Genomic DNA, 19,997 nt, shown 5'->3' on the forward strand with positions numbered 1-19,997 from the left:
CCCGCTGTGGGTGTGCGGGGAGAACAAGGGGGTGGCAGGTGGGGTGCGGTTCAGCTCTTCTTCACGGCGTCGGTGGCGACCGCGCCGGGGAAGATTCCGCTCAGCGGCCTGAAGAGGAGCAGCGGGCCGCCCTTGCCGGTGCGCCGGTGCAGGGACCGGGCCGCGAGGTCACCGCCGAACTGGAGCAGGGAGATGACGACGGCCAGGATCGCGACGGTGATCCACATCAGGCCCGTCTCGAAGCGCTGGTAGCCGTAGCGGATCGCGATGTCGCCCAGGCCGCCGGCGCCGACGGTGCCCGCCATCGCGGAGTAGCCGATCAGGGCGACGACGGTGGTGGTGGCGCCGGAGATCAGGGACGGCAGCGCCTCGGGGACGAGCACGCTGCGGACGATCTTCCAGGTGCTGCCGCCCATGGACTGCACGGCTTCCACGAGCCCGCCGTCCACCTCGCGGACGGACATCTCCACGAGACGCGCGAAGAAGGGGATCGCCCCGATGGCGAGCGGCACGATGGCGGCCTCACGGCCGATGGTCGTTCCGGTCACCCAGCGGGTGAAGGTCATCAGCGCGACCATCAGGATGATGAACGGCATCGAGCGGGCGATGTTCACGACCTGTCCGATCACCTTGTTGGCGACGACGTTCTGCAGCAGGCCGCCCCGGTCGGTGAGGACGAGGAGGATGCCGAGCGGAAGGCCGCCGGCGACGGCGATGAGCGTGGACCAGCCCACCATGTAGAGGGTGTCCCAACACGCCTGCTCCAGCAGGGGCTGCATCTCGGACCAGGTCACTTGGCACCGTCCTTCACCAGCTGGGGCCGCTCGTCGGCGGCGCCCGGCACGTCGATCTGAAGACCCTGTTCGCGCAGGAAGCCGATCGGCACCACGTTGTCCTCGTAGCGGCCGGGCAGTTCGATGCGCATCCGGCCGACCTGGAGGCCGCCGACGGTGTCGATGGCCGCGCCCAGGATCGAGATGTCGATGTTGTAGGTGCGCGACAGCTGGGAGATGACCGGCTGGGTCGCGGCCTCGCCCTGGAAGGTGACGTCGAGGACGGTCCGGTCGTCGCCGGTCGGCTCGCCGCCCACCGGGAAGAGCGCGGCGGCCAGTTCGGAGCCGGGGGTGGCGAGCAGCTCGCTGACCGTGCCGGACTCGACGACGCGGCCCCGCTCCATGAGCGCGGCGGAGTCGCAGATGGACTTCACCACGCCCATCTCGTGCGTGATGAGCAGGACCGTCAGGCCCAGCTGGCGGTTCAGGTCGCGCAGCAGTTGGAGGATCGAGCGGGTGGTCTCCGGGTCGAGGGCGCTGGTGGCCTCGTCGGAGAGCAGCACCTTGGGGTCGCCGGCGAGGGCGCGGGCGATGCCGACGCGCTGCTTCTGACCGCCGGAGAGCTGGGCGGGGTAGGCGCCCGCCTTGTCGGCGAGGCCGACGAGGTCGAGCAGTTCGAGCGCCTTGCGGGAACGTTCCTTCCCTGACTTGCCGAGGATTTCCAGCGGCAGCTCGACGTTGTCCTGCACGGTCCGCGACGACAGCAGGTTGAAGTGCTGGAAGACCATGCCGATACGGCTGCGCGCCTCGCGGAGTTCCCGGCCCGCGCGCGGGCCGCGGCCGGCGAGGGCGGTGAGGTCCTGGCCGGCGACGGTGACCGTGCCGGAGGTGGGGCGCTCCAGGAGGTTGATGCAGCGGATCAGCGAGGACTTGCCGGCGCCGGACTGGCCGATGACGCCGTACACCTCGCCTTCGCGGACGTGCAGATCGACGCCGTCGAGGGCGGTGACCTCACGGCCGCGCGAGCGGTAGACCTTGGTGAGGCCCGTGGTGGTGATCACGTGGGTTTCCGTCACTGTCGAGTGCGCGGGCGTGGGTGTGCCCGGCACGGGTGCATTCGGTCAGGACGCGACACGGTTCTCGCGGTGGCGATGGAACCGGGGGGAGAACATGTGCGCGGGCGGCGTCTCGTCACGTACTCAGGGCGTACGGACGTGCCACGGCGTCTCGCTTCGGGGCGCGAGCTCTGGGGTGGTGCGGGGGCCCTCTAGAAGGCGCACATTCGACACATACAACGAGCACCGGGCGTCAGGGTCGCCTCGGTCGCAAGGGTGCGGCTGCTCGTCGTGGTCATGCGATCAGTAAAGCAGACCGACGGTCCTGACAAAGCCGAGCCGTCCACATGATGGACAGCCGTGGACAGTGCGCGCACACATACGGAAGGTCGCGCTCCCTCGCCGGCGACCAGTGCGGACAAGGCTGACAGGTCTTCATCACAGGGCCGGTACCGGGTCGACGGGCGGGGTGGGTTGTGGCCAACGCCACGGTCGCCGTCCGAGCGGCCCCCCGCGGCTCGGGCCCGGCCGCGGGGGGCCGCATACGGCCGTAATAAGGTCACTGCATGCTTGATGCCCTGACGCTGGTGACCGGTGTCGCCGCACTGCTGCTGGCCGCCTGGTGCGGCTGGGCGGCCTACCGTGACCAGCCGACGAAGGACTGGCATTTCATCGGGATGGCCGTGGTCTCGGTGCTGGCGCTGGTCCAGTTGGTCGTCGGGATCGTGCAGCTGGCGCGGGGCGAGGAGCCGGCGCAGGGCACGACGATCTTCGTGGCGTATCTGCTGGGGGCGTTCGCGTGCGTTCCGGCGGCGGGGTTCATGTCGCTGGGCGAGCGGACCCGGTGGGGTTCGGTGACGGTCGCGGCGGGCGGGGTCGTCCTCGCCGTCCTGGAAGTGCGGCTCCATGACATCTGGGGAGGCTGAGGTGACGGCCGTGGAGGAGAAGCCGGCGCGGCTGATCGGCGGGCCCGGCCTGTTGCTGGTCTGGTTCTACGGCGTGATGGTGGTCGGCGCGGTGTCGCGCTCGGCGTATCAGATCGCGACGGAGTTCGACCGGGCGCCGCTCGCGTACTCGCTGTCCGCGGTGGCCGGTCTGGTGTACGGCTTCATCACGTACTCGCTGGTGCGGGGCGGGGAGACGGCGCGCAGGGCGGCGCAGGTGTGCTGCGCCGCCGAGCTGGTGGGTGTGCTGGTCGTGGGCACCTGGACCCTGGTGGACCGTGACGCCTTCCCGGACTCGACCGTGTGGTCGGACTACGGGATGGGGTACGTGTTCATCCCCGTGCTGCTGCCCCTGACCGCTCTCTTCTGGCTGCGGAAGACGCGTGCGCGGCAGGCAGGCTGAGCCCGGCGCCGCTCAGGCCGTGGTGGCGAACTCGTCGGCCGGCTTCTCCAGGACGATCATCGGGACGCCGTCCGATCCCTGGGACGTGCCCACCGTCCGGTAGCCGACGCGGCGGTACAGGCGGAGGTTGCCCTCACTGCGGTGGCCGGTGAAGAGACGGAACTTGGTGGCACCGCGCTCTCCGGCCAGCGCCGACTCGGCCGCCCGCAGCAGCCTCGCGCCGATGCCGTGGCCCTGGAGGCGGGGGTGGACGCAGAGCCTGCCGATGGAGGCCGCGCCGTCCTCGGTGATCGTGCCGCGGACCGAGCCGACGACCTCCTCGCCCAGCCGGGCCACGTAGACGCAGTCGGAGGCCAGTTCCTGCCGGACGGAGTCCAGGGTCTGGACGAGGGGAGCGATGCGGTAGTTGCCGTACAGCGCCGCCTCGCCCTGGAAGCACAGGTACTGAAGCCTGAAGATCTGCTCGGCATCCTGCTCGGTCGCCACCGAGATGGTCACGCTCATGCCCATATGCGCACGCCTCCCGCTCACCTGATCGCCTGTGGTCCTACACTCCTATCCCCGCACTTCGCGGGCCGCAACCTCCGGTGTGAGCAGACGTCGCAGACATCCCAGACATCGGGAACGTTCCGGTCCGAGACTTCCCTGTGAGATACCCAACTCCCCCGCGATCTCGCGATACGTGAGGTCCTCCGGCGACAGCAGGGCGTCCAGGAGCCGGGAGCACCGCGCGGGAAGCCGGTGGACGGCGTCGCGCAGCGCGCGGTGCCGGGCGGCGGCGAGGACGATCTGTTCGGGACCGCGGTCGCCGTCCTCGGCCGGGTCCTCCGCGTACGGCCCTTCCCGCCGGGCCGTACGACGGTTTCGGCGGGATTCGGCGCGCACCGCCCGGCGCAGCCAGCTCTGCGGGTCGAGGGGCGGGCCGTCGGTGGCGAGATGTTCCAGGAGGCGCAGCCACACGCCCTGTTCGAGGTCGGCGGACTCGGTTCCGGTGGCGTGCGCCTCGGCGTCGGCCTCCGCGGTGAGCAGCGGGCGCAGGGCGGCGAGCATGTCGTACGTCATGTGCGGCACGACGCGGCCGTCCGGGCGGCGGGTTGCCCGGACGGCCGGTTGTCACCCCAACGGGTCAGGAGCCGTTGACGAAGTCCTCGCGGGCGAGGCGGCCGGTGTCCGGCTGGTCGGTGAACACACCGTCGATGCCGGTCGCGAAGTACGCCTTGTAGGCGCCGAAGACGTCGCCGTAGGCGTCCGCCTCGGTGCCCTTGCGGAAGTTCGCGGGCAGGAAGGGGTTCTCGTTGCGCAGCGTGTACGGGTGCAGGATCAGGCCGGCCGCGTGGGCGTCCTTCACCAGGGTGGTCGGCGTGGTGAGGTTGCCGGCCGCGTCCTTGGGGACGACCAGGTCGAGGGTGGGACCGATGCCCTGCGCGTAACCGGCGATCTCCCGCAGGCCCTTGACGGTGACCAGGTCGGCGACCGTGCGGGGGTCGCCGGTCTCGACGAAGTCCCAGGGGCGGGTGGTGGCGCCGGAGAGCAGGACGACGAGCGGGTTGCCCACCATCTTGTTCAGGCGCCGGATGCTGGTCGGCTCGAAGGACTGGAGGATGACGGGCGCGTTCCTGCCGTCCTTGCCGTGCTTGCGCAGCAGCCCCGCGACGCGTTCCTCCAGGTTCAGGCCGAGCCCCCGGAAGTAGGTGGGGTGCTTCAGCTCGGGGTAGATCCAGACCTGCTTGCCGCGCTTGCGGGTCTGCTCGTCCTGCCACTTCAGGACTTCCTCGAAGGTGGGGATCTCCCAGCGGCCGTTGTAGAGGGTGTTGTGGGGGCGGTTGGCGGGGATGCGCTCGGTCGCGCGCAGCGTCTTCAGCTCGGCGAGCGTGAAGTCCTCGGTGAACCAGCCGGTGGTGGAGACGCCGTCGAGGACCTTGGTGGTCCTGCGGCCGGCGAACTCGGGGTGGCCCGCGACGTCCGTGGTGCCGCCGATCTCCGGCTCGTGCCGGCAGACGAGGTGGCCGTCCTTGGTGGGGACGAGGTCGCCGGCCTCGACGATGTCGGCGCCGAGGTCGAGGGCGAGCTGGTAGGCGCCGAAGGTGTGCTCGGGCCGGTAGCCGCTGGCGCCGCGGTGGCCGATGATCGTCGGCACGGGCAGGCTCCCGATGCCCCTGCCGCCGTGCCGGGCCTCGGTGGCTCTCGCGGTGCCGGAGAGGCCCAGGGTCGTTCCGGCGGCGCCGATCGCGGCGGCCGCTCCGAGGAACGCCCGCCGTCCGGTTCCGCTCTCCTGGGTGTTCGAGTGCTGCGACTCCTGCGTACCCATGAGGGTCCTCCTGCCATCGGCTCGTCCCGTGCGCGCCGATCGTAGGTGCGCGGACATGACGGCCGGGAGACCTCGATCCGAACACGCGGGTGACGATGGATGGCGTGTGCCGTACGACGATATGACGGAACGTCCGATTCGGCGGCGCGGGGCGGGGTAGGCGATCGGTACCGGCCGTGCCCGGCCTGCCACGCGGTGCCGGTGGAGAACTCACGGCCTTCGGGTCGCGATGTCCGTCACCACGTTCCGCCCGTGTGTCGGGCCCGCGGCGGACCGGCCGTACAGGTAAACGTAGGTCAACAGTGCGTAAGACCTCGGTGAACCCGATGTGCGTCGCCACCGGCGGCGCGAGTATCGTCCTCACCTGCACATACTCATACCGCTATCGGAGGGCCCGTTGTCCCGCTTCGCGCTCATCAAGGCAGTGCTCGGACCGGTCATGCGCCTGATGTTCCGCCCCCGGGTCGAAGGCGTGGAGCACATCCCGGGCGACGGTCCGGTCATCCTGGCCGGCAACCACCTCACCTTCATCGACTCGATGATCCTGCCCCTGGTCTGCGACCGGCAGGTCTTCTTCATCGGCAAGGACGAGTACGTCACCGGCAAGGGACTCAAGGGCCGGCTGATGGCCTGGTTCTTCATCGGCGTCGGCATGATCCCCGTCGACCGCGACGGCGGCAAGGGCGGGGTCGCCGCCCTGATGACCGGGCGCCGGATCCTGGAGGAGGGCCGGGTCTTCGGGATCTACCCCGAGGGCACGCGGTCCCCCGACGGGCGGCTGTACCGGGGTCGTACGGGCATCGCCCGCCTCACCCTGATGACCGGCGCGCCCGTGGTGCCCTTCGCGATGATCGGCACGGACAAGATCCAGCCGGGCGGATCGGGGATGCCCCGCCCCTCGAAGGTGACGGTCCGCTTCGGTGAGGCGATGGAGTTCTCCCGGTACGAGGGGATGGACCGGGACCGGTATGTGCTGCGTGCGGTGACGGATTCCGTGATGGCCGAGGTCATGCGGCTGTCCGGGCAGGAGTACGTGGACATGTACGCGACCAAGGCGAAGGCCGCGTAGGCCTCCGGCGGACGGCGGAACGAAGGGGGCGCGCCGCGTCGCGCCCCCGGCCTCGTCACCCTCAGCCTGAGCTGTCCAGCTTCTGGCCCTTCAGCAGTACCCATGCCGCGGCCGCCGTCGCCAGCAGCACCACGGCGCCCGCGCCCGCCGCCAGGCTCAGTCCGCTGACGAAGGCCTCTCGCGCCGACGCCAGCATCTCCTGGGCCGTGGCCGCCGGCATGCCCGAGGCCACCTCGACCGCCCCACCCAGTGACTCGTGCGCGCCCTCGGGGGTGCCCGGCGGGGACGGGAAGCCGCGGTAGACACCCGTCACGATCGAGCCCAGTACGGCGATGCCGAGGGCCGCGCCCAGTTCGTACGCCGTCTCCGAGACCGCGGACGCCGAGCCCGCCTCCTCCTTCGGGACCGAGGACAGGATCACGTCGGCCGTCACGGTGAACGAGAAACCGGCGCCCACGCCGACGGCCAGCAGGGACGCTCCCAGCAGCGGATAGCCGGTGCTCTCGTCGATCACCGTCAGGGCGGCCAGCGCCAGGCCGATCGCCGCGAGGCCGCCGGACACGACCGCCCGGACCGAGAAGCGGCGGGCCGCGTGGCCGGCGATCAGACCGGCCGCCACCGCGCCGACCGCGGCGGGCAGTTCGGCCAGACCCGCCTCGAACGGGCGCCTGCCCTGCACGAGTTGCAGGTACTGCGAGAGGAAGAAGACCAGGCCGGACAGGCCGAGGACGGTCAGCAGGTCGGCCAGGACCGCGCCGCTGAAGCCGCGGTTGCGGAACAGGCGCATGTCCAGCAGCGGTACCGGCAGGGTCAACTGGCGGCGGACGAAGCCGTACAGCGCGGCCGCGCCCAGCAGGGCGGCGCCTGCCGTGGCCCAGGTGAGGCCGTGGGTGGCGGCCTCCTTGACGGCGTAGACGACGGCGATCATGCCGACGAGGGAGAGCAGGACGCTGGCCAGGTCCCAGGGGCCGGGGTTCGGGTTGCGGGACTCGGGCAGGGTCCGGATGCCGACGACGACGAGGACCGCCATCACCGGCAGGTTGATGAGGAAGACCGAGCCCCACCAGAAGTGTTCGAGGAGGAGTCCGCCGACGATCGGGCCGACCGCCGTGCCGGCGGAGGCCGTCGCGCCCCAGATGCCCACGGCAAGGCTGCGCTCGCGCGGGTCGTGGAAGAGGTGGCGGATGAGGGCCAGCGTGGCGGGCATCAGGGTGGCGCCGGCGACGCCGAGGAGCGCGCGGGCGGCGATCATCATCTCCGGCGTCGTCGCGTAGGCGTTCAGCACGGATATCGCGCCGAAGGCGGTGGCGCCGATGAGCAGAATGCGCTTGCGACCGATCCGGTCGCCCAGGCTGCCCATCGAGACCAGCAGACCGGCGATGACGAAGGAGTACACGTCGCCGATCCACAGGAGCTGGGTGCCGGAGGGCTTGAGGTCCTCGCTGATGAACGGGGTCGCCAGGCCCAGGACGGTCGCGTCGACGGCCACCAGCAGCACGGCGAACACGAGGACGGACAGCGCGAGCCAGCGGCCGGGGCGCTTCACCGCCTCGTCGGGGTCCACCGGCTGCAACGTGCTGGTCATGATTCCTCTCTCCTCAGGGCGCCGCCGAGCAGCAGCTCGACGATCATGTGCGTGAAGTCGTTCCGGGCGACGCGGCCCTCCGTGACCGCCCAGGCGCCGGAGGCCAGCAGGCCGTACAGCGCCTCGGTGAGCCAGGCCGGGGTCAGGTCGATGCGGAACTCGCCGTCGGCCTGGCCGCGCCGGAACAGGGCCGCGATGCGGTCGTCGATCCTGGCCCAGCCCTCGTTCTGCTCCTCGCCCTCGAACAGCTGGTTCTCGCTGTACAGGAAGGCCAGCAGTGCGGCCGCCGGTTCGATCTCGCGGACCACGCGGCGGACGGCCTCGCTCGCCGGGCCGTCGTCGGGGCGGGCCCGGTCCAGGGCCGCCTCGCACTCCTGGATGCCGAGCGCCTCCAGCGCCCGGACGAGCGCGTCGCGTCCGGCGAACTGCCGGTGCAGGGTGGCCCTGCTGATCCCGGCGGCCTTGGCGACCTCGTCCATCGTCGCGGTGGATCTCCGGGTCAGCAGGGCCGCGGCACTGCGCAGCACGTGGTCACGATCGACAGCCATGAGACAACACTAACCCATGTGAGACATCAACGTCTCATCAAGTGCGTGCACGTCTCATACGTCGGTCGCTCCGCGGTGATCTCTCAGTGCCAGGGCAGCCGGCCGCGCCGTTCCCAGTACGCGCCCGGCTCCTCCGTCAGTGCCGCGAGCCGGGTCAGCCGGTCCTCGTCGAGGTCGACGACAGCGGCATGCAGATTGGAGGACAGCTGGGTGACGGTCGCGGCGCCGGACAGGACGACCCCGGCCCACGGCTGCCGCAGGATCACCGCGAGGGCGACCGCGTCGCAGCCGAGCCCGGCCTCCTCGGCCACCGCCCTGAGGGCGTCCGGCGCGTGAGGCTCCGCCAGGCGGCCGTTGGCCATGCCCTCCTTGACGATCACCGTGAGTCCGGCGTCGTGGGCCTCGGCGAGGGCCGGCCCGGCCGAGGTCTCCAGGGCGTTGTACGTCGACTGGACGGTACGGAAGAGGGGGGCGCCGTCGACCTCGACGGCGAGGGCGGCGCGGATGGCGTCGGCCTGGGCGGGACCGCTGGTGGAGAAGCCTACGGTGAGGCCCCCGGCCGCGGCCTCGGCCAGCTTCGCGTGGAGTTCCTTGTCGGTGAGGGCCGGGCTGTCCGGGGTCACCGAGTGGATCTGGTAGAGGTCGAGACGGTCGCCGAGCAGGGCCGCCGTCTCGGCGCGCTGCCGCTCGTACGTCCCGACGCCGTGGTCCTTGACCTCGTGCCGCTCGGCGTCGGTCGTCCAGTCGGCGGTGTAGGTGTAGCCCCACTTGCTGCCCACGACGATGTCGTCGAGGCCGGGACGGGCCGCCAGCCAGTCGGCGAGGAACTCCTCGGAACGGCCGTAGGAACGGGCCACGTCGAAGTAGCGGACGCCCTGCGCGTAGGCGGCGTCGAGGAGTTCGTGGGTGCGGGCGCGCAGCGCCTCGACGCTGCGGTCCTCTCCCAGGTCGTGGTCCCGGCCGAGGTTGATGTAACCGGGGCGGCCGACGGCTGCGAGACCGAGTCCGAGGTGGCAGGTGGGGGTTGTCGCGGTGGCCAGTCGCGCGAAGGGCATCGCGGGCTCCGTTCGGTCGGCTCGGGTACGGCTTCCGACCAACGTAACCCGCGACGACCTTCGTCTCGGAGCAGGTTCGTGCGGTGCTTCGGCGAGTGAAGGCGCGTGGTGGTCACTCGCGCCCACGCGGCGGAGCCGCACGCCGATACGGCCCCGCCCCCCTTACGGGCGCTGTCCTCACCCCTTCTTCTTGGCGTTCGCCCACTGGTGCTGGACGGCCACGTCCGCCTTCAGCTCGGCGAGCTGGACGGCGACCGCGCTGGGCGCCGTACCGCCGCGGCCGTCGCGGGAGGCGAGGGCGCCGGCGACGTTGAGGACGGAGCGCACCTCGGGGGTGAGGTGGGCGGAGATCTTCGCGAACTGGTCGTCGGTCAGCTCGTCCAGCTCCTTGCCCTCGGCCTCGGCGGCCTTCACGCACTCGCCCGCGACCTCGTGCGCCACCCGGAACGGCACCCCCTGCTTGACCAGCCACTCGGCGACGTCGGTGGCGAGGGAGAAGCCGGCCGGGGCCAGTTCCTCCATGCGCTCGCGGTGGACGGTGAGGGTCGCGACCATGCCGGTGAAGGCGGGGAGGAGGACCTCCAGCTGGTCGCAGGAGTCGAAGACCGGCTCCTTGTCCTCCTGGAGGTCGCGGTTGTACGCGAGGGGCAGAGCCTTGAGGGTGGCCAGGAGACCGGTCAGATTGCCGATCAGGCGGCCGCTCTTGCCGCGCGCCAGCTCCGCGATGTCGGGGTTCTTCTTCTGCGGCATGATCGACGAGCCCGTGGAGAACGCGTCGTGCAGCGTCACGAAGGAGAACTCCTTCGTGTTCCAGATGATGATCTCCTCGGCGATCCGGGAGAGGTTCACGCCGATCATCGCGGTGATGAAGGCGAACTCGGCGACGAAGTCACGGGAGGCCGTGCCGTCGATGGAGTTGCCGACGCTGCCGCGCTCGAAGCCGAGGTCCTCGGCGACCGCCTCGGGGTCCAGGCCGAGCGAGGAACCAGCGAGGGCTCCCGAGCCGTACGGCGAGACGGCCGTGCGCTCGTCCCACTGGCGCAGCCGCTCCGCGTCCCGGGTCAGGGGCTGTACGTGCGCGAGGACGTGGTGGGCGAACAGGATCGGCTGGGCGTGCTGGAGGTGGGTGCGGCCGGGCATCGCCACGTCCGGGTGGGCCTCCGCCAGCCCGATCAGGGCGTCCTGGAGGTCGGCGATCAGAGCGCCGATGATCCGGGCGTGGTCGCGCAGGTACATCCGGAAGAGGGTGGCGACCTGGTCGTTGCGGGAGCGGCCGGCGCGGAGCTTGCCGCCGAGGTCGGGACCGAGGTGCTCCAGCAGCCCTCGCTCCAGGGCGGTGTGGATGTCCTCGTCGGCGATGGTGCCGACGAGGGCGCCCGAGGCCACGTCGGCCTCCAGCCGGTCGAGGCCGCCGAGCATGCCCGTCAGTTCGTCGTCGGTGAGCAGACCCGCCTTGTGCAGCACGCGCGCGTGGGCACGCGAACCGGCGATGTCGTAGGGCGCGAGCCGCCAGTCGAAGTGGACGGACGCGGACAGTTTCGCCAGGGCCTCGGCGGGACCGTCGGCGAAACGGCCGCCCCAGAGCCGTACGTCACCGCTGTTGCTGCTCACTTGGGTTGCTCCTCACCGCTACACCTCAACGTTATGCATGAGTATGCAGAGCTATGCATGATTCGTCAATTCGACGTGGCCCGGAGAGTCGGGACCGGACGAGTTCCGAAGAGTTTTGAAGATGCCTTGAACAATGGCAACCGCTTACCCGTACTCACCGCTGAACGCTGGCGCCGCGTTGGTAAACCCACTCCTGACCCAAGTGAGGCATCCGCATGTCCAGGGCCCTTCCGAAGTACAACAAGCGTCGTGTGGCGGTCATCGGCGGCGCCGCCGCTCTGGCGCTGACCGGCGCGGTGGTCGTGAACTCCGCCCTCGCCGGGGAGACGTCCAAGAAGAGCGGCACGAACGCCCAGACGCTCGCCTCCCCCGGCACGATCAGCTGCCCGGACGTGGCCCCCCAGCTCCCCGCCATCCCCGCGACGGCGAAGGCCGAGGTGGACCGCAACCTCGCCCTGCTCAACACCCAGATCGCCGAAGCCAACAAGCGCCTCGTCGACACCGTCGGCCAGGGCGGCCCCAACTTCGTCAACAACGCGATCCTGGGCCCCCTCAAGGACAAGCGCGTCGCGACCGTCAACCGCATCGCGACCGCCATCGGCCGCACCGCCGCCAAGCCCCAAGGCCTCGACGCCCTCGCACCCTGCGCCCTCAACGGCGGTGGCGTCAACGGCGGCGGCGCGGCGACCCCGAGTGCGGCGGCCAGCCAGCCGGCCGGGAACGCCGGAAACAACGGAAACGCGGGCAACGGCGGAAACGCGGGCAACGCCGGTGCCGCCGGCACGATCAGCTGCCCGGACGTGGCCTCCCAGCTCCCCGCCATCCCCGCGACGGCGAAGGCCGAGGTGGACCGCAACCTCGCCCTGCTCAACACCCAGATCGCCGAAGCCAACAAGCGCCTCGTCGACACCGTCGGCCAGGGCGGCCCCAACTTCGTCAACAACGCGATCCTGGGCCCCCTCAAGGACAAGCGCGTCGCGACCGTCAACCGCATCGCGACCGCCATCGGCCGCACCGCCGCCAAGCCCCAAGGCCTCGACGCCCTCGCACCCTGCGCCCTCAACAAGTGACGTGACACGTCGCGGTGGCCGCCCCGAAGGACGTCGGCCGGGGCGGCCACCGCGACGCCGGATCACGCAATCGCTTAGACATTCGAAAGACTTTCCCGGATAATCGTTAGGCATGGGAAAGACTTATGAGCGCATCGACGGCAGACTCCGTACCTTCATCGAGGAGCAGCCCCTCTTCTTCACCGCGACCGCGCCGCTGTCCGGCGACGGCACGGTGAACCTCTCCCCCAAGGGACTCAAGGGCTCGTTCGCGGTCCTCGACGAACACACCGTGGCCTACCTCGACTTCGCCGGCTCCAACGCCGAGACGATCGCGCATCTGCGGGAGAACGGCCGGATCACCCTGATGTGGTGCGCGTTCCAGGGACCGCCCAACATCGTGCGGGTGCACGGCCGCGGCGAACCCGTCTTCCGCGACGACCCCCGCTTCACGGACCTCCTCACCACCCACTTCCCCGAGATCGACCCGAGCCCGCACGGGCTGCGGGCGATCATCGTCGTGCACGCCGAACTCGTCCGGGACACCTGCGGGTACGCGGTGCCCTTCATGACGTACGACGAGGATCGCGATCTGCACGCGAAGCGGTTCGCGCGGGAGGACGACGAGTCGCTCAGCGCGTACTTCGCGAAGAAGGAACACATCGCGACGAGCATGGACGGACTGCCCGGACTCCCTCTGCCTCTGCCCATGCGCCCGATTTGACGCGCATGGGTCATGTGTAGAGACCGGTAACTGTTGTGTTTCTTAGGGCATTTGACGGAATTCTCCCTTCCGCGCTTCCACTCGCCTAGCGTGGGGCGGCACGGGCGCGCTGTCGCGCATTCGTGGACACATGGGGGAAAACATGTTCCGACCCGCACGCGAACCACAGAGCAAACGCCATGTCCGCTCCTCCTTCTACGTCGTCGGCGAGGGCATCCTCGGCGAGTCGGAGGACGGCGGACCCGCACAGCCGCAGGCCGCGTCGACCGTGGCGGCGCTGCGCAAGTTCCGGTTCTCCCGGCTGGGCCCGCTCTCGCGGCCGGCCCACCAGCTCGACCGGAACTCCCGCGCCGAGCTGGCCAGGGCGATGACCGACCCCGACCGGGACCACCCCGACCAGCCTGGGGTCCCGGCCGGGTTCACCTATCTCGGCCAGTTCGTCGACCACGACCTCACCCTGGACGCCACCGCCGTGCGTCTGGAGGACGAGATCACCGTCCGCCAGCTCCTCCAGGGCCGCTCCCCGGCCCTCGACCTGGACTCCCTCTACGGTCTCGGCCCCGACCACCGCTTCGACCGCCGGTTCTACGAGGACGACGGCCTACGGCTGAAGTCGGGCACGACACAGGGCGTCCCGGACGACCCGTCCATCGTCGGCCGGCCCCTCGCCGGGTTCGACCTGCCCCGCGTGGGCACCGGCTCGCTGCGGTCCGAGCGGCGCCGGCCGCTGATCCCGGACCCGCGCAACGACGAGAACCTGGTCGTCGCCCAGATCCATGCCGCGTTCATCCGCTTCCACAACCGTGTGGTGGCCGACCTGGTCGACAAGGGTGTGTCGAGCGCCGTCCTCTTCGAGTCGGCGCGCGAGACGGTCGTCAAGCACTACCAGTGGATGCTGCGCCACGACTTCCTGCGCAGGATCGTCGACCCCGACGTCGTCGAAGACGTCTTCAGCAACGGCCGCCGGGTGGTCGAGCCGTCGGCGGGTGAGCACGACCTGCCGACCATGCCGATCGAGTTCTCCGTGGCCGCCTACCGGCTGGGCCACAGCATGGTCCGCGGCCGCTACAACTGGAACCGGATCTTCGACCGTGGCCAGGGCACGCTGGAGCTGCTGTTCCAGTTCAGCGGCACCAGCGGCATCCTCTCGCCGCCGCCCGCCGATCCGGCGGACCCCGAGGCGGGCGAGTTCGAGCGGCTGCCCACCAACTGGATCGCCGACTTCCGACGGCTGTTCGCCTTCCAGGAGGCGGTGCCGGAGCGAGCCGAACTCCAGGTTCCGGCAGGCCAGTTCAACCTCGCCAAGCGCATCGACACCCTGCTGGTCAACCCGCTCGCCAACCTGCCGCTCGGCTCCTTCGGCGGACGGGGGCAGCCCGCACCGCCGGAGATCGAGCTGAACCTCGCCTTCCGCAACCTCACCCGCGCCTCGATGCTGAGGCTCGCGACGGGACAGCAGATGGCCGCGTACTTCCACGACCGGAAGATCGACGTGGAGCCGCTCACCAAGGCCGACTTCGTCCGGGGCGGCGGTGCCCGGCTCTCCGCCGGCCTCGCGGACACGGTAGCCGAGCACGCCCCGCTCTGGTTCTACGTCCTGCGCGAGGCCGAGGTGAAGGGCGGCGGCAAGCTGACCGGCGTCGGCGGCCGTATCGTCGCCGAGGTGTTCCACCGGGCCATCGAGGGCAGCCGGCACTCCATCGTCCGCGACCCCTTCTGGCGGCCCTTCCTCAGCCCCGTCGAGGACCGCAACGCCAAGGACGTCTTCGAGATGACCGACCTGCTGATGTACGCCTTCGACGGCCGGGCGGACCAGCTCAACCCGCTGGGGCCGGTGACCTGACCGGCGGATCAGGGCGGCGGTGCCGCGCACGGTCGGCCCACCCGGCCTGCCGGTGCCGCCACCGCCGCTTAGCGTCTGACCATGCGCCCTCGTGCCCTCGCCACCGCCCTCGTCTGTGCGTCCCTGCTCCTGCTCGGGGCGGCTCCGGGCACCGGCGGGCCGACGCCACCGCCGCCGCTGCCCGCGCGGATGGCGGACACGGGCGGCGGCACCCAGCTGATCACCGCCGTGGCCCCGGACACCGGCGCCACGGCCGGCACGCTCACCTGGTGGGACCTGCGGCACGGCCGGTGGGTGCGGGCCGGTTCCGCACCGGCACGGTTCGGCGCGAACGGGCTGGTCGAAGGAGCCGTACGCCGGCAGGGCACGAACACGACACCGACCGGGCTGTACGACCTCCCGTTCGCGTTCGGCGTCCAGGCACCGCCGCGCGGGACGACGTACGCCTACCGTCCCGTGCGCGAGGACTCCTGGTGGTGCCAGGACAACGCGTCCCGCTCCTACAACCGGTGGACCGAGCCGCGGCCGGCCGACTGCCGGGCCGCCGAGTCCGAGCACCTGATCACCTACCGGACCCAGTACGCGCACGCGCTGGTGATCGGGTTCAACTACCGCAAGCCGGTGCGCGATCGCGGGGCGGGGATCTTCCTGCACGTCAACGGGCGCGGGGCGACGGCCGGTTGTGTGTCGGTATCGGCCGGCGCGATGCGGCGTGTCCTCGCCTGGGCCCGTCCGGCGCACCGGCCCCACCTGGCGATCGGGACGGACAGCGGGCGGACGGCGGTCACCCGGTACTGAACCCGTACCGGACGGGGCGCCGCTGAACACCGGGCGACTGCGGCCCGTATCTGTGGGTCAAGGGTCCGTACCCACGGAGGAACAGTGACCACGACGATCGCCGGCGGCCGTGCCGCCCGCCGCCAGACGATGCGCCGCATCCGCCCGCGCCGCTCCCCGGCCGTCCCGCTGCTGCTCGCCGTCTGGGCGGGCGCCGCGGGCGTGCTGTGGCTGTGGTGGAACAACACCCCGTCCATCTCGGACACCAGCGGCAAGATTCTCAACGCCGGGCGGATCACCGGCCTGCTCGCCGGATACCTGATGGCGCTCGTCGTCCTCCAGATGGCCCGGGTGCCCGCGCTGGAACGCCGGGTCGGCTCGGACCGGGTCGCCCGCTGGCACGCGATGACCGGCCGCTACACGCTCAGCCTCACCTTCGCGCACGTGTTCCTGATCATGTGGGGATACGCGCTCCAGGCCGGCAGGTCGCTCGGCGACATCGTGCAGCAGACCATCGACTCCGTGAACCAACTGCCCGACATGGGCAAGGCCGCCATCGGCACCGCCCTGCTGGTGGTCATCGGCCTGGCGTCGATCGGCCCGGTGCGCCGGCTGATGCCGTACGACACCTGGTACCACGTGCATCTGCTGACGTATGCCGCGGTGTTCCTGACGTTCTGGCACCAGATCACCACCGGCAACGACTTCGCCGTCGAGCCGGCCGCGAAGACCGCCTGGTACGCGCTGTACGGCTCGGTGACCGCGCTGGTCGTGTGGTACCGCATCCTCGCCCCGATCCGGCTGAACCTGCGCCACCGCATGTACGTCGAAGCGGTCATCGAGGAGACGCCCGGCATCGTGTCGGTGCTGATCGGCGGGCGCAGGCTGCACCGGATCGGCGCGGAGGCCGGGCAGTTCTTCCGGTGGCGGTTCCTGGCGCCGGGCATGCGGTTCAGCTCCCACCCGTACTCGCTGTCGGCCGCCCCCCGCCCCGAGCTGCTGCGCATCACCGTCAAGGCGATCGGCGACCACAGCTCCGCGCTGCGCGGCCTGAAGCCCGGCGTGAAGGTGTGGGCCGAGGGGCCGTACGGCGCGATGACGGCCTCCCGGCGCAGCCAGGGCAAGGTGCTGCTGGTGGCCGGCGGCGTCGGCATCACGCCGATGCGGGCTCTGTTCGAGACGCTGCCCGGCGCGGAAGGTGACATCACGCTCCTCTACCGGGCCAACAGCACGCAGGACCTGGCGCTGTGGGACGAGCTGGCGAAGATCGCCGACGAGCGCGGGGCGCGGCTGATGTACGCGGTCAACAGCCCCGACGGGGAACGCCCCGACATCTCGGCGGAGTCCCTGCAACGCAAGCTGCCGGACATCGAGGACCACGACGTCTTCATGTGCGGGCCGGCCGGCTTCGCCCAGAACGTGTACGCGGCACTGCGCGGCGCCGGGGTTCCCGCCCGTCGCATCCACCACGAGTCGTTCGAGATGTGAGCGACGGAAATCCACGGATCCACCGGAAGCAACACGGGAAGCAACGGGAAACAGGAGCGATGAAGAAAAGCCACCCTCTGCGGCGCGTCGTACTCGCCGGCGCGGCCACCGTGTCCGGGATCGTGCTGCTGCTGTCACTGAAGCCGTCGTCGGACCCGGGCTCCGCCCAGGCCGCCGGCGCGGGCGCGGCGGCACAGGAAGCGGCTCAGGGCGGGGCCGGAGCGGCCGTGTCCGGGGCGATCACCGGTGACGCATCACAGACGCAGTACGGCGCCGTTCAGGTCCGCGTGACCGTCAGCAACGGCAAGATCACCAAGGCGGAGACGGTCCAGGCGCCCAAGGGCGGCCAGAGCGACCGGATCACCGCCGACGCCGTACCCGAACTCAACCAGGCCGCCCTCACCGCGCAGAGCGCCGACATCGACGCCGTCTCCGGCGCCACCTTCACCAGCGAGGGATACAAGAAGTCCCTCCAGTCGGCGATCGACAAGATGAAGGCGAGCGCAGGGGCCTCCCAGGGGGCGGCCGGCACCGCCCAGGTGTCCGGCACCTTCGAGGGGGACGCGGCGCAGACGCAGTACGGGGCCGTGCAGGTGCGGATCACCGTCAGCAACAACCAGATCACCAAGGCGGAGACGGTCCAGGCGCCCAAGGGCGGCCAGAGCGACCGGATCACCGCCGACGCGGTGCCCAAGCTCAACCAGGCCGTGGTCACCAAGCAGAGCCCCGACATCGACGTCGTCTCCGGGGCGACCTACACCAGCACCGGGTACAAGCAGTCCCTCCAGTCGGCGATCGACAAGGCCAACGCGAGTGCGGGGGCGCAGGGTTCGGGGGCGCAGGAGGGGTCGACGGCCCCGGAGGCGCCGAAGGCACCCGAGGCCTCGAAGGCACCGGAGGGCTCCGGGAACGCCCAGGCGGGCGGCACCTTCACCGGGGAGGCCGTACAGACGGAGTACGGGACCGTGCAGGTCCGCATCACCGTCAGCGGCGGCAAGATCACCAAGGCGGAGACCGTCCAGGCGCCCAAGGGCGGCCAGAGCGACCAGATCACCGCCAACGCCGTGCCCAAGCTCAACCAGGCCGCCGTGGCCGCCGGCAGCGCCGACATCGATGCCGTGTCCGGCGCCACCTACACCAGTGGCGGCTACAAGGAATCCCTCCAGTCGGCGCTGGACCAGGCCGGTGGCTGACACGGTGGCCGAATCGGCGCAGGCCCCCGCCGTGGTGCGGCACGCGGAGGAGGTCATGGGGACCGTCTTCTCCTTCGACGTCCGCGGCGGGGAACCCCGTGCGGTGCGGGCGGCCCTCGACGAGGCCGTCGCCGGGCTGCACCGGGTGAACGAGGTGTTCAGCACCTACCGGGAGGACAGTCAGATCTCCCGGCTCGTACGCGGCGAGCTGACCGTCGACGCATGCGACCCCGAAGTGGCCGAGGTGCTGGAGCTGGGCGCCGAGGCGGAGCGGGCCAGCGAGGGCTGGTTCAGCATGCGCTACCAGGGCGGCCGGCTCGACCCCACCGGGATCGTCAAGGGGTGGGCGGCCGAGCGGGCGGCGCGGGTCATCGCCGCGGCGGGGGTGAGCGGGGTGAGCGTCAACGGGGGCGGGGACGTCCAGCTGCTGGGCGTGCCCGGTCCCGACCGGCCCTGGCGGGTCGGGGTGTCCGACCCGCTGCGGCCCGGTGGGCTGGCGGCCGTCGTCTCGGCGGCGGGGGCGGACGAGCTGGCGGTGGCCACGTCGGGGACGGCGGAGCGGGGAGCGCACATCGTCGACCCGCGCACGGGCCGCTCCGCGGTGACCGACCTCGTCGCCGTGACCGTCGTCGCGCCGCGGCTGACGTGGGCGGACTGCTGGGCGACGGCCGCGTTCGCCATGGGTTCGCGGGAGGGGCTCCGGTGGCTGGAGTCACTCCCGGACGTGGAGGCACTGCTGATCACGGCGGGGGACGAGGTGCGGTGCACGGGAGGTTTGGCACGTCGGCTGGGCTGACCCCGGTATCGGCCGACCGTGGACCGGCTCCGGGGGATGAGTTGCGCGACCCGGCGCCAACGGGGTGCCGCCTGCGCCCACCCTCCCCCATCGCCCCAGGCGACACGCATGCCCACAGCCTGCGGCACGCCGGGCGACGCGGGTGACTGCGACCCCCGGGGGCGCGGGGAAACGCGCGCCCAGCCCCCACTCACGCGCGCCCGAAGGACCGCCCCGACCGGCGGAGCCTCACGTGTTCTGGGCCAGGCGCAGCAAGTGGTCCGCCAGTGCCTGGCCGCCCGTCGGCTCGCGGCTGATCAGCAGCAGCGTGTCGTCGCCGGCGATCGTGCCGAGGATGTCGTGCAGTTCGGCCTGGTCGATCGCCGAGGCGAGGAACTGGGCCGCGCCCGGCGGCGTACGCAGGACCACGAGGTTGGCGGATGCCTCCGCGGAGATCAGCAGCTCCGCCGACAGCCGCCGCATCCGCTCCTCCTTCGCCGACTCCCCCAGCGGGACCCTCGGCGTCCGGAATCCGCCCTCGCTGGGCACCGCGTAGATCAGGTCGCCGTCGTTGTTGCGGATCTTCACCGCGTTCAGCTCGTCGAGATCGCGGGAGAGCGTCGCCTGGGTGACGCTCAGTCCGTCGTCGGCGAGCAGTTTCGCCAGCTGGCTCTGCGAGCGCACGGGCTGCCGGTTGAGGATGTCCACGATCCGGCGGTGGCGGGCGGTGCGGGTCTGCGGCACGGCGGGCCCGTTGGCCGCCGGCTGCTCGTGGTCCTGCGCCTGGCTCATCGTCG

At 71.2% G+C, this 19,997-nt stretch carries 20 protein-coding genes; 10 read left to right on the plus strand and 10 right to left on the minus strand.

Annotated elements, in window-relative coordinates:
• Positions 1 to 50: 50 nt before the first annotated feature.
• Together ACFWJX_RS34300 and ACFWJX_RS34305 are read right to left on the minus strand one after the other, a co-directional pair.
• The gene (locus ACFWJX_RS34300; protein ID WP_383250230.1) at positions 51 to 794 is read right to left on the minus strand and encodes a methionine ABC transporter permease; all 744 of its coding nucleotides are present in this window, start codon (positions 792 to 794) and stop codon (positions 51 to 53) included.
• Positions 791 to 1,834 (minus strand): methionine ABC transporter ATP-binding protein, encoded by a 1,044-nt coding sequence (locus ACFWJX_RS34305; protein ID WP_383250231.1) that lies wholly within the window; start codon positions 1,832 to 1,834, stop codon positions 791 to 793. Before ACFWJX_RS34305 ends, ACFWJX_RS34300 begins: the two co-directional genes overlap by 4 nt.
• A gap of 560 nt (positions 1,835 to 2,394) precedes the next feature.
• On the opposite strand from ACFWJX_RS34305, the gene ACFWJX_RS34310 reads away from it, so the two are divergent.
• Both ACFWJX_RS34310 and ACFWJX_RS34315 read left to right on the plus strand, forming a co-directional pair.
• A complete protein-coding gene (locus ACFWJX_RS34310) occupies positions 2,395 to 2,754 on the plus strand; it encodes a hypothetical protein (RefSeq protein ID WP_383250232.1) in 360 nt (119 codons plus the stop codon).
• Positions 2,735 to 3,175 (plus strand): hypothetical protein, encoded by a 441-nt coding sequence (locus ACFWJX_RS34315; RefSeq protein WP_383250233.1) that lies wholly within the window; start codon positions 2,735 to 2,737, stop codon positions 3,173 to 3,175. Before ACFWJX_RS34310 ends, ACFWJX_RS34315 begins: the two co-directional genes overlap by 20 nt.
• A 12-nt stretch (positions 3,176 to 3,187) precedes the next feature.
• On the opposite strand, the gene ACFWJX_RS34320 is transcribed toward ACFWJX_RS34315, so the two are convergent.
• The 3 genes from ACFWJX_RS34320 to ACFWJX_RS34330 all read right to left on the minus strand — a co-directional run bounded on the left by ACFWJX_RS34320 (position 3,188) and on the right by ACFWJX_RS34330 (position 5,483).
• Positions 3,188 to 3,685, minus strand: a complete 498-nt coding sequence (locus ACFWJX_RS34320; protein ID WP_383250234.1) for a GNAT family N-acetyltransferase — start codon at positions 3,683 to 3,685, stop codon at positions 3,188 to 3,190.
• Between the two features lie 45 nt (positions 3,686 to 3,730).
• Positions 3,731 to 4,237: an RNA polymerase sigma factor gene (locus tag ACFWJX_RS34325; protein ID WP_383250266.1), complete on the minus strand. Its 507-nt coding sequence runs from the start codon at positions 4,235 to 4,237 to the stop codon at positions 3,731 to 3,733.
• A 64-nt stretch (positions 4,238 to 4,301) separates the two neighbouring features.
• Entirely contained in the window at positions 4,302 to 5,483 is a 1,182-nt protein-coding gene (locus tag ACFWJX_RS34330; RefSeq protein WP_383250235.1) for a glycerophosphodiester phosphodiesterase, read from the minus strand.
• 397 nt (positions 5,484 to 5,880) lie between these two features.
• Here ACFWJX_RS34330 and ACFWJX_RS34335 point away from each other — a divergent pair, with 397 nt between their 5' ends.
• On the plus strand, positions 5,881 to 6,552 hold the full coding sequence (locus tag ACFWJX_RS34335) for a lysophospholipid acyltransferase family protein (RefSeq protein WP_383250236.1): 672 nt from the start codon (positions 5,881 to 5,883) through the stop codon (positions 6,550 to 6,552).
• 61 nt (positions 6,553 to 6,613) lie between these two features.
• Here ACFWJX_RS34335 and ACFWJX_RS34340 read toward each other — a convergent pair whose 3' ends face one another.
• The 4 genes from ACFWJX_RS34340 to argH all read right to left on the minus strand — a co-directional run bounded on the left by ACFWJX_RS34340 (position 6,614) and on the right by argH (position 11,351).
• Positions 6,614 to 8,137, minus strand: a complete 1,524-nt coding sequence (locus ACFWJX_RS34340) for an MFS transporter (protein WP_383250237.1) — start codon at positions 8,135 to 8,137, stop codon at positions 6,614 to 6,616.
• On the minus strand, positions 8,134 to 8,685 hold the full coding sequence (locus tag ACFWJX_RS34345; RefSeq protein ID WP_383250238.1) for a TetR/AcrR family transcriptional regulator: 552 nt from the start codon (positions 8,683 to 8,685) through the stop codon (positions 8,134 to 8,136). The genes ACFWJX_RS34340 and ACFWJX_RS34345 overlap by 4 nt, the downstream gene beginning before the upstream one ends.
• Positions 8,686 to 8,768: 83 nt before the next feature.
• A complete protein-coding gene (locus tag ACFWJX_RS34350) occupies positions 8,769 to 9,740 on the minus strand; it encodes an aldo/keto reductase (RefSeq protein WP_383250239.1) in 972 nt (323 codons plus the stop codon).
• A gap of 177 nt (positions 9,741 to 9,917) precedes the next feature.
• Entirely contained in the window at positions 9,918 to 11,351 is a 1,434-nt protein-coding gene (gene argH, locus ACFWJX_RS34355; protein ID WP_383250240.1) for an argininosuccinate lyase, read from the minus strand.
• 215 nt (positions 11,352 to 11,566) lie between these two features.
• Here argH and ACFWJX_RS34360 point away from each other — a divergent pair, with 215 nt between their 5' ends.
• The 7 genes from ACFWJX_RS34360 (at position 11,567) to ACFWJX_RS34390 (ending at position 19,221) form a co-directional block, all read left to right on the plus strand.
• The gene (locus ACFWJX_RS34360; RefSeq protein ID WP_383250241.1) at positions 11,567 to 12,421 is read left to right on the plus strand and encodes a hypothetical protein; all 855 of its coding nucleotides are present in this window, start codon (positions 11,567 to 11,569) and stop codon (positions 12,419 to 12,421) included.
• 112 nt (positions 12,422 to 12,533) lie between these two features.
• Positions 12,534 to 13,124 carry a pyridoxamine 5'-phosphate oxidase family protein gene (locus ACFWJX_RS34365; RefSeq protein ID WP_383250242.1) on the plus strand — a complete coding sequence of 197 codons (591 nt, stop codon included), beginning with the start codon at positions 12,534 to 12,536 and terminating at the stop codon, positions 13,122 to 13,124.
• A 142-nt stretch (positions 13,125 to 13,266) separates the two neighbouring features.
• Positions 13,267 to 14,967: a heme peroxidase family protein gene (locus tag ACFWJX_RS34370; RefSeq protein WP_383250243.1), complete on the plus strand. Its 1,701-nt coding sequence runs from the start codon at positions 13,267 to 13,269 to the stop codon at positions 14,965 to 14,967.
• 81 nt (positions 14,968 to 15,048) lie between these two features.
• Entirely contained in the window at positions 15,049 to 15,765 is a 717-nt protein-coding gene (locus ACFWJX_RS34375) for a L,D-transpeptidase (protein WP_383250244.1), read from the plus strand.
• An 84-nt stretch (positions 15,766 to 15,849) separates the two neighbouring features.
• Positions 15,850 to 17,232, plus strand: coding sequence for a ferric reductase-like transmembrane domain-containing protein (locus ACFWJX_RS34380; RefSeq protein WP_383250245.1), 1,383 nt, complete (start codon positions 15,850 to 15,852; stop codon positions 17,230 to 17,232).
• A gap of 59 nt (positions 17,233 to 17,291) precedes the next feature.
• The gene (locus ACFWJX_RS34385) at positions 17,292 to 18,425 is read left to right on the plus strand and encodes an FMN-binding protein (RefSeq protein WP_383250246.1); all 1,134 of its coding nucleotides are present in this window, start codon (positions 17,292 to 17,294) and stop codon (positions 18,423 to 18,425) included.
• Positions 18,418 to 19,221 (plus strand): FAD:protein FMN transferase, encoded by an 804-nt coding sequence (locus ACFWJX_RS34390; RefSeq protein ID WP_383250247.1) that lies wholly within the window; start codon positions 18,418 to 18,420, stop codon positions 19,219 to 19,221. The genes ACFWJX_RS34385 and ACFWJX_RS34390 overlap by 8 nt, the downstream gene beginning before the upstream one ends.
• Before the next feature lie 228 nt (positions 19,222 to 19,449).
• On the opposite strand, the gene ACFWJX_RS34395 is transcribed toward ACFWJX_RS34390, so the two are convergent.
• Entirely contained in the window at positions 19,450 to 19,992 is a 543-nt protein-coding gene (locus ACFWJX_RS34395; RefSeq protein ID WP_383250248.1) for an arginine repressor, read from the minus strand.
• Positions 19,993 to 19,997: the final 5 nt, after the last annotated feature.

Source organism: Streptomyces sp. NPDC058335 (assembly GCF_042723915.1).
Taxonomy (GTDB): Bacteria; Actinomycetota; Actinomycetes; order Streptomycetales; family Streptomycetaceae; genus Streptomyces.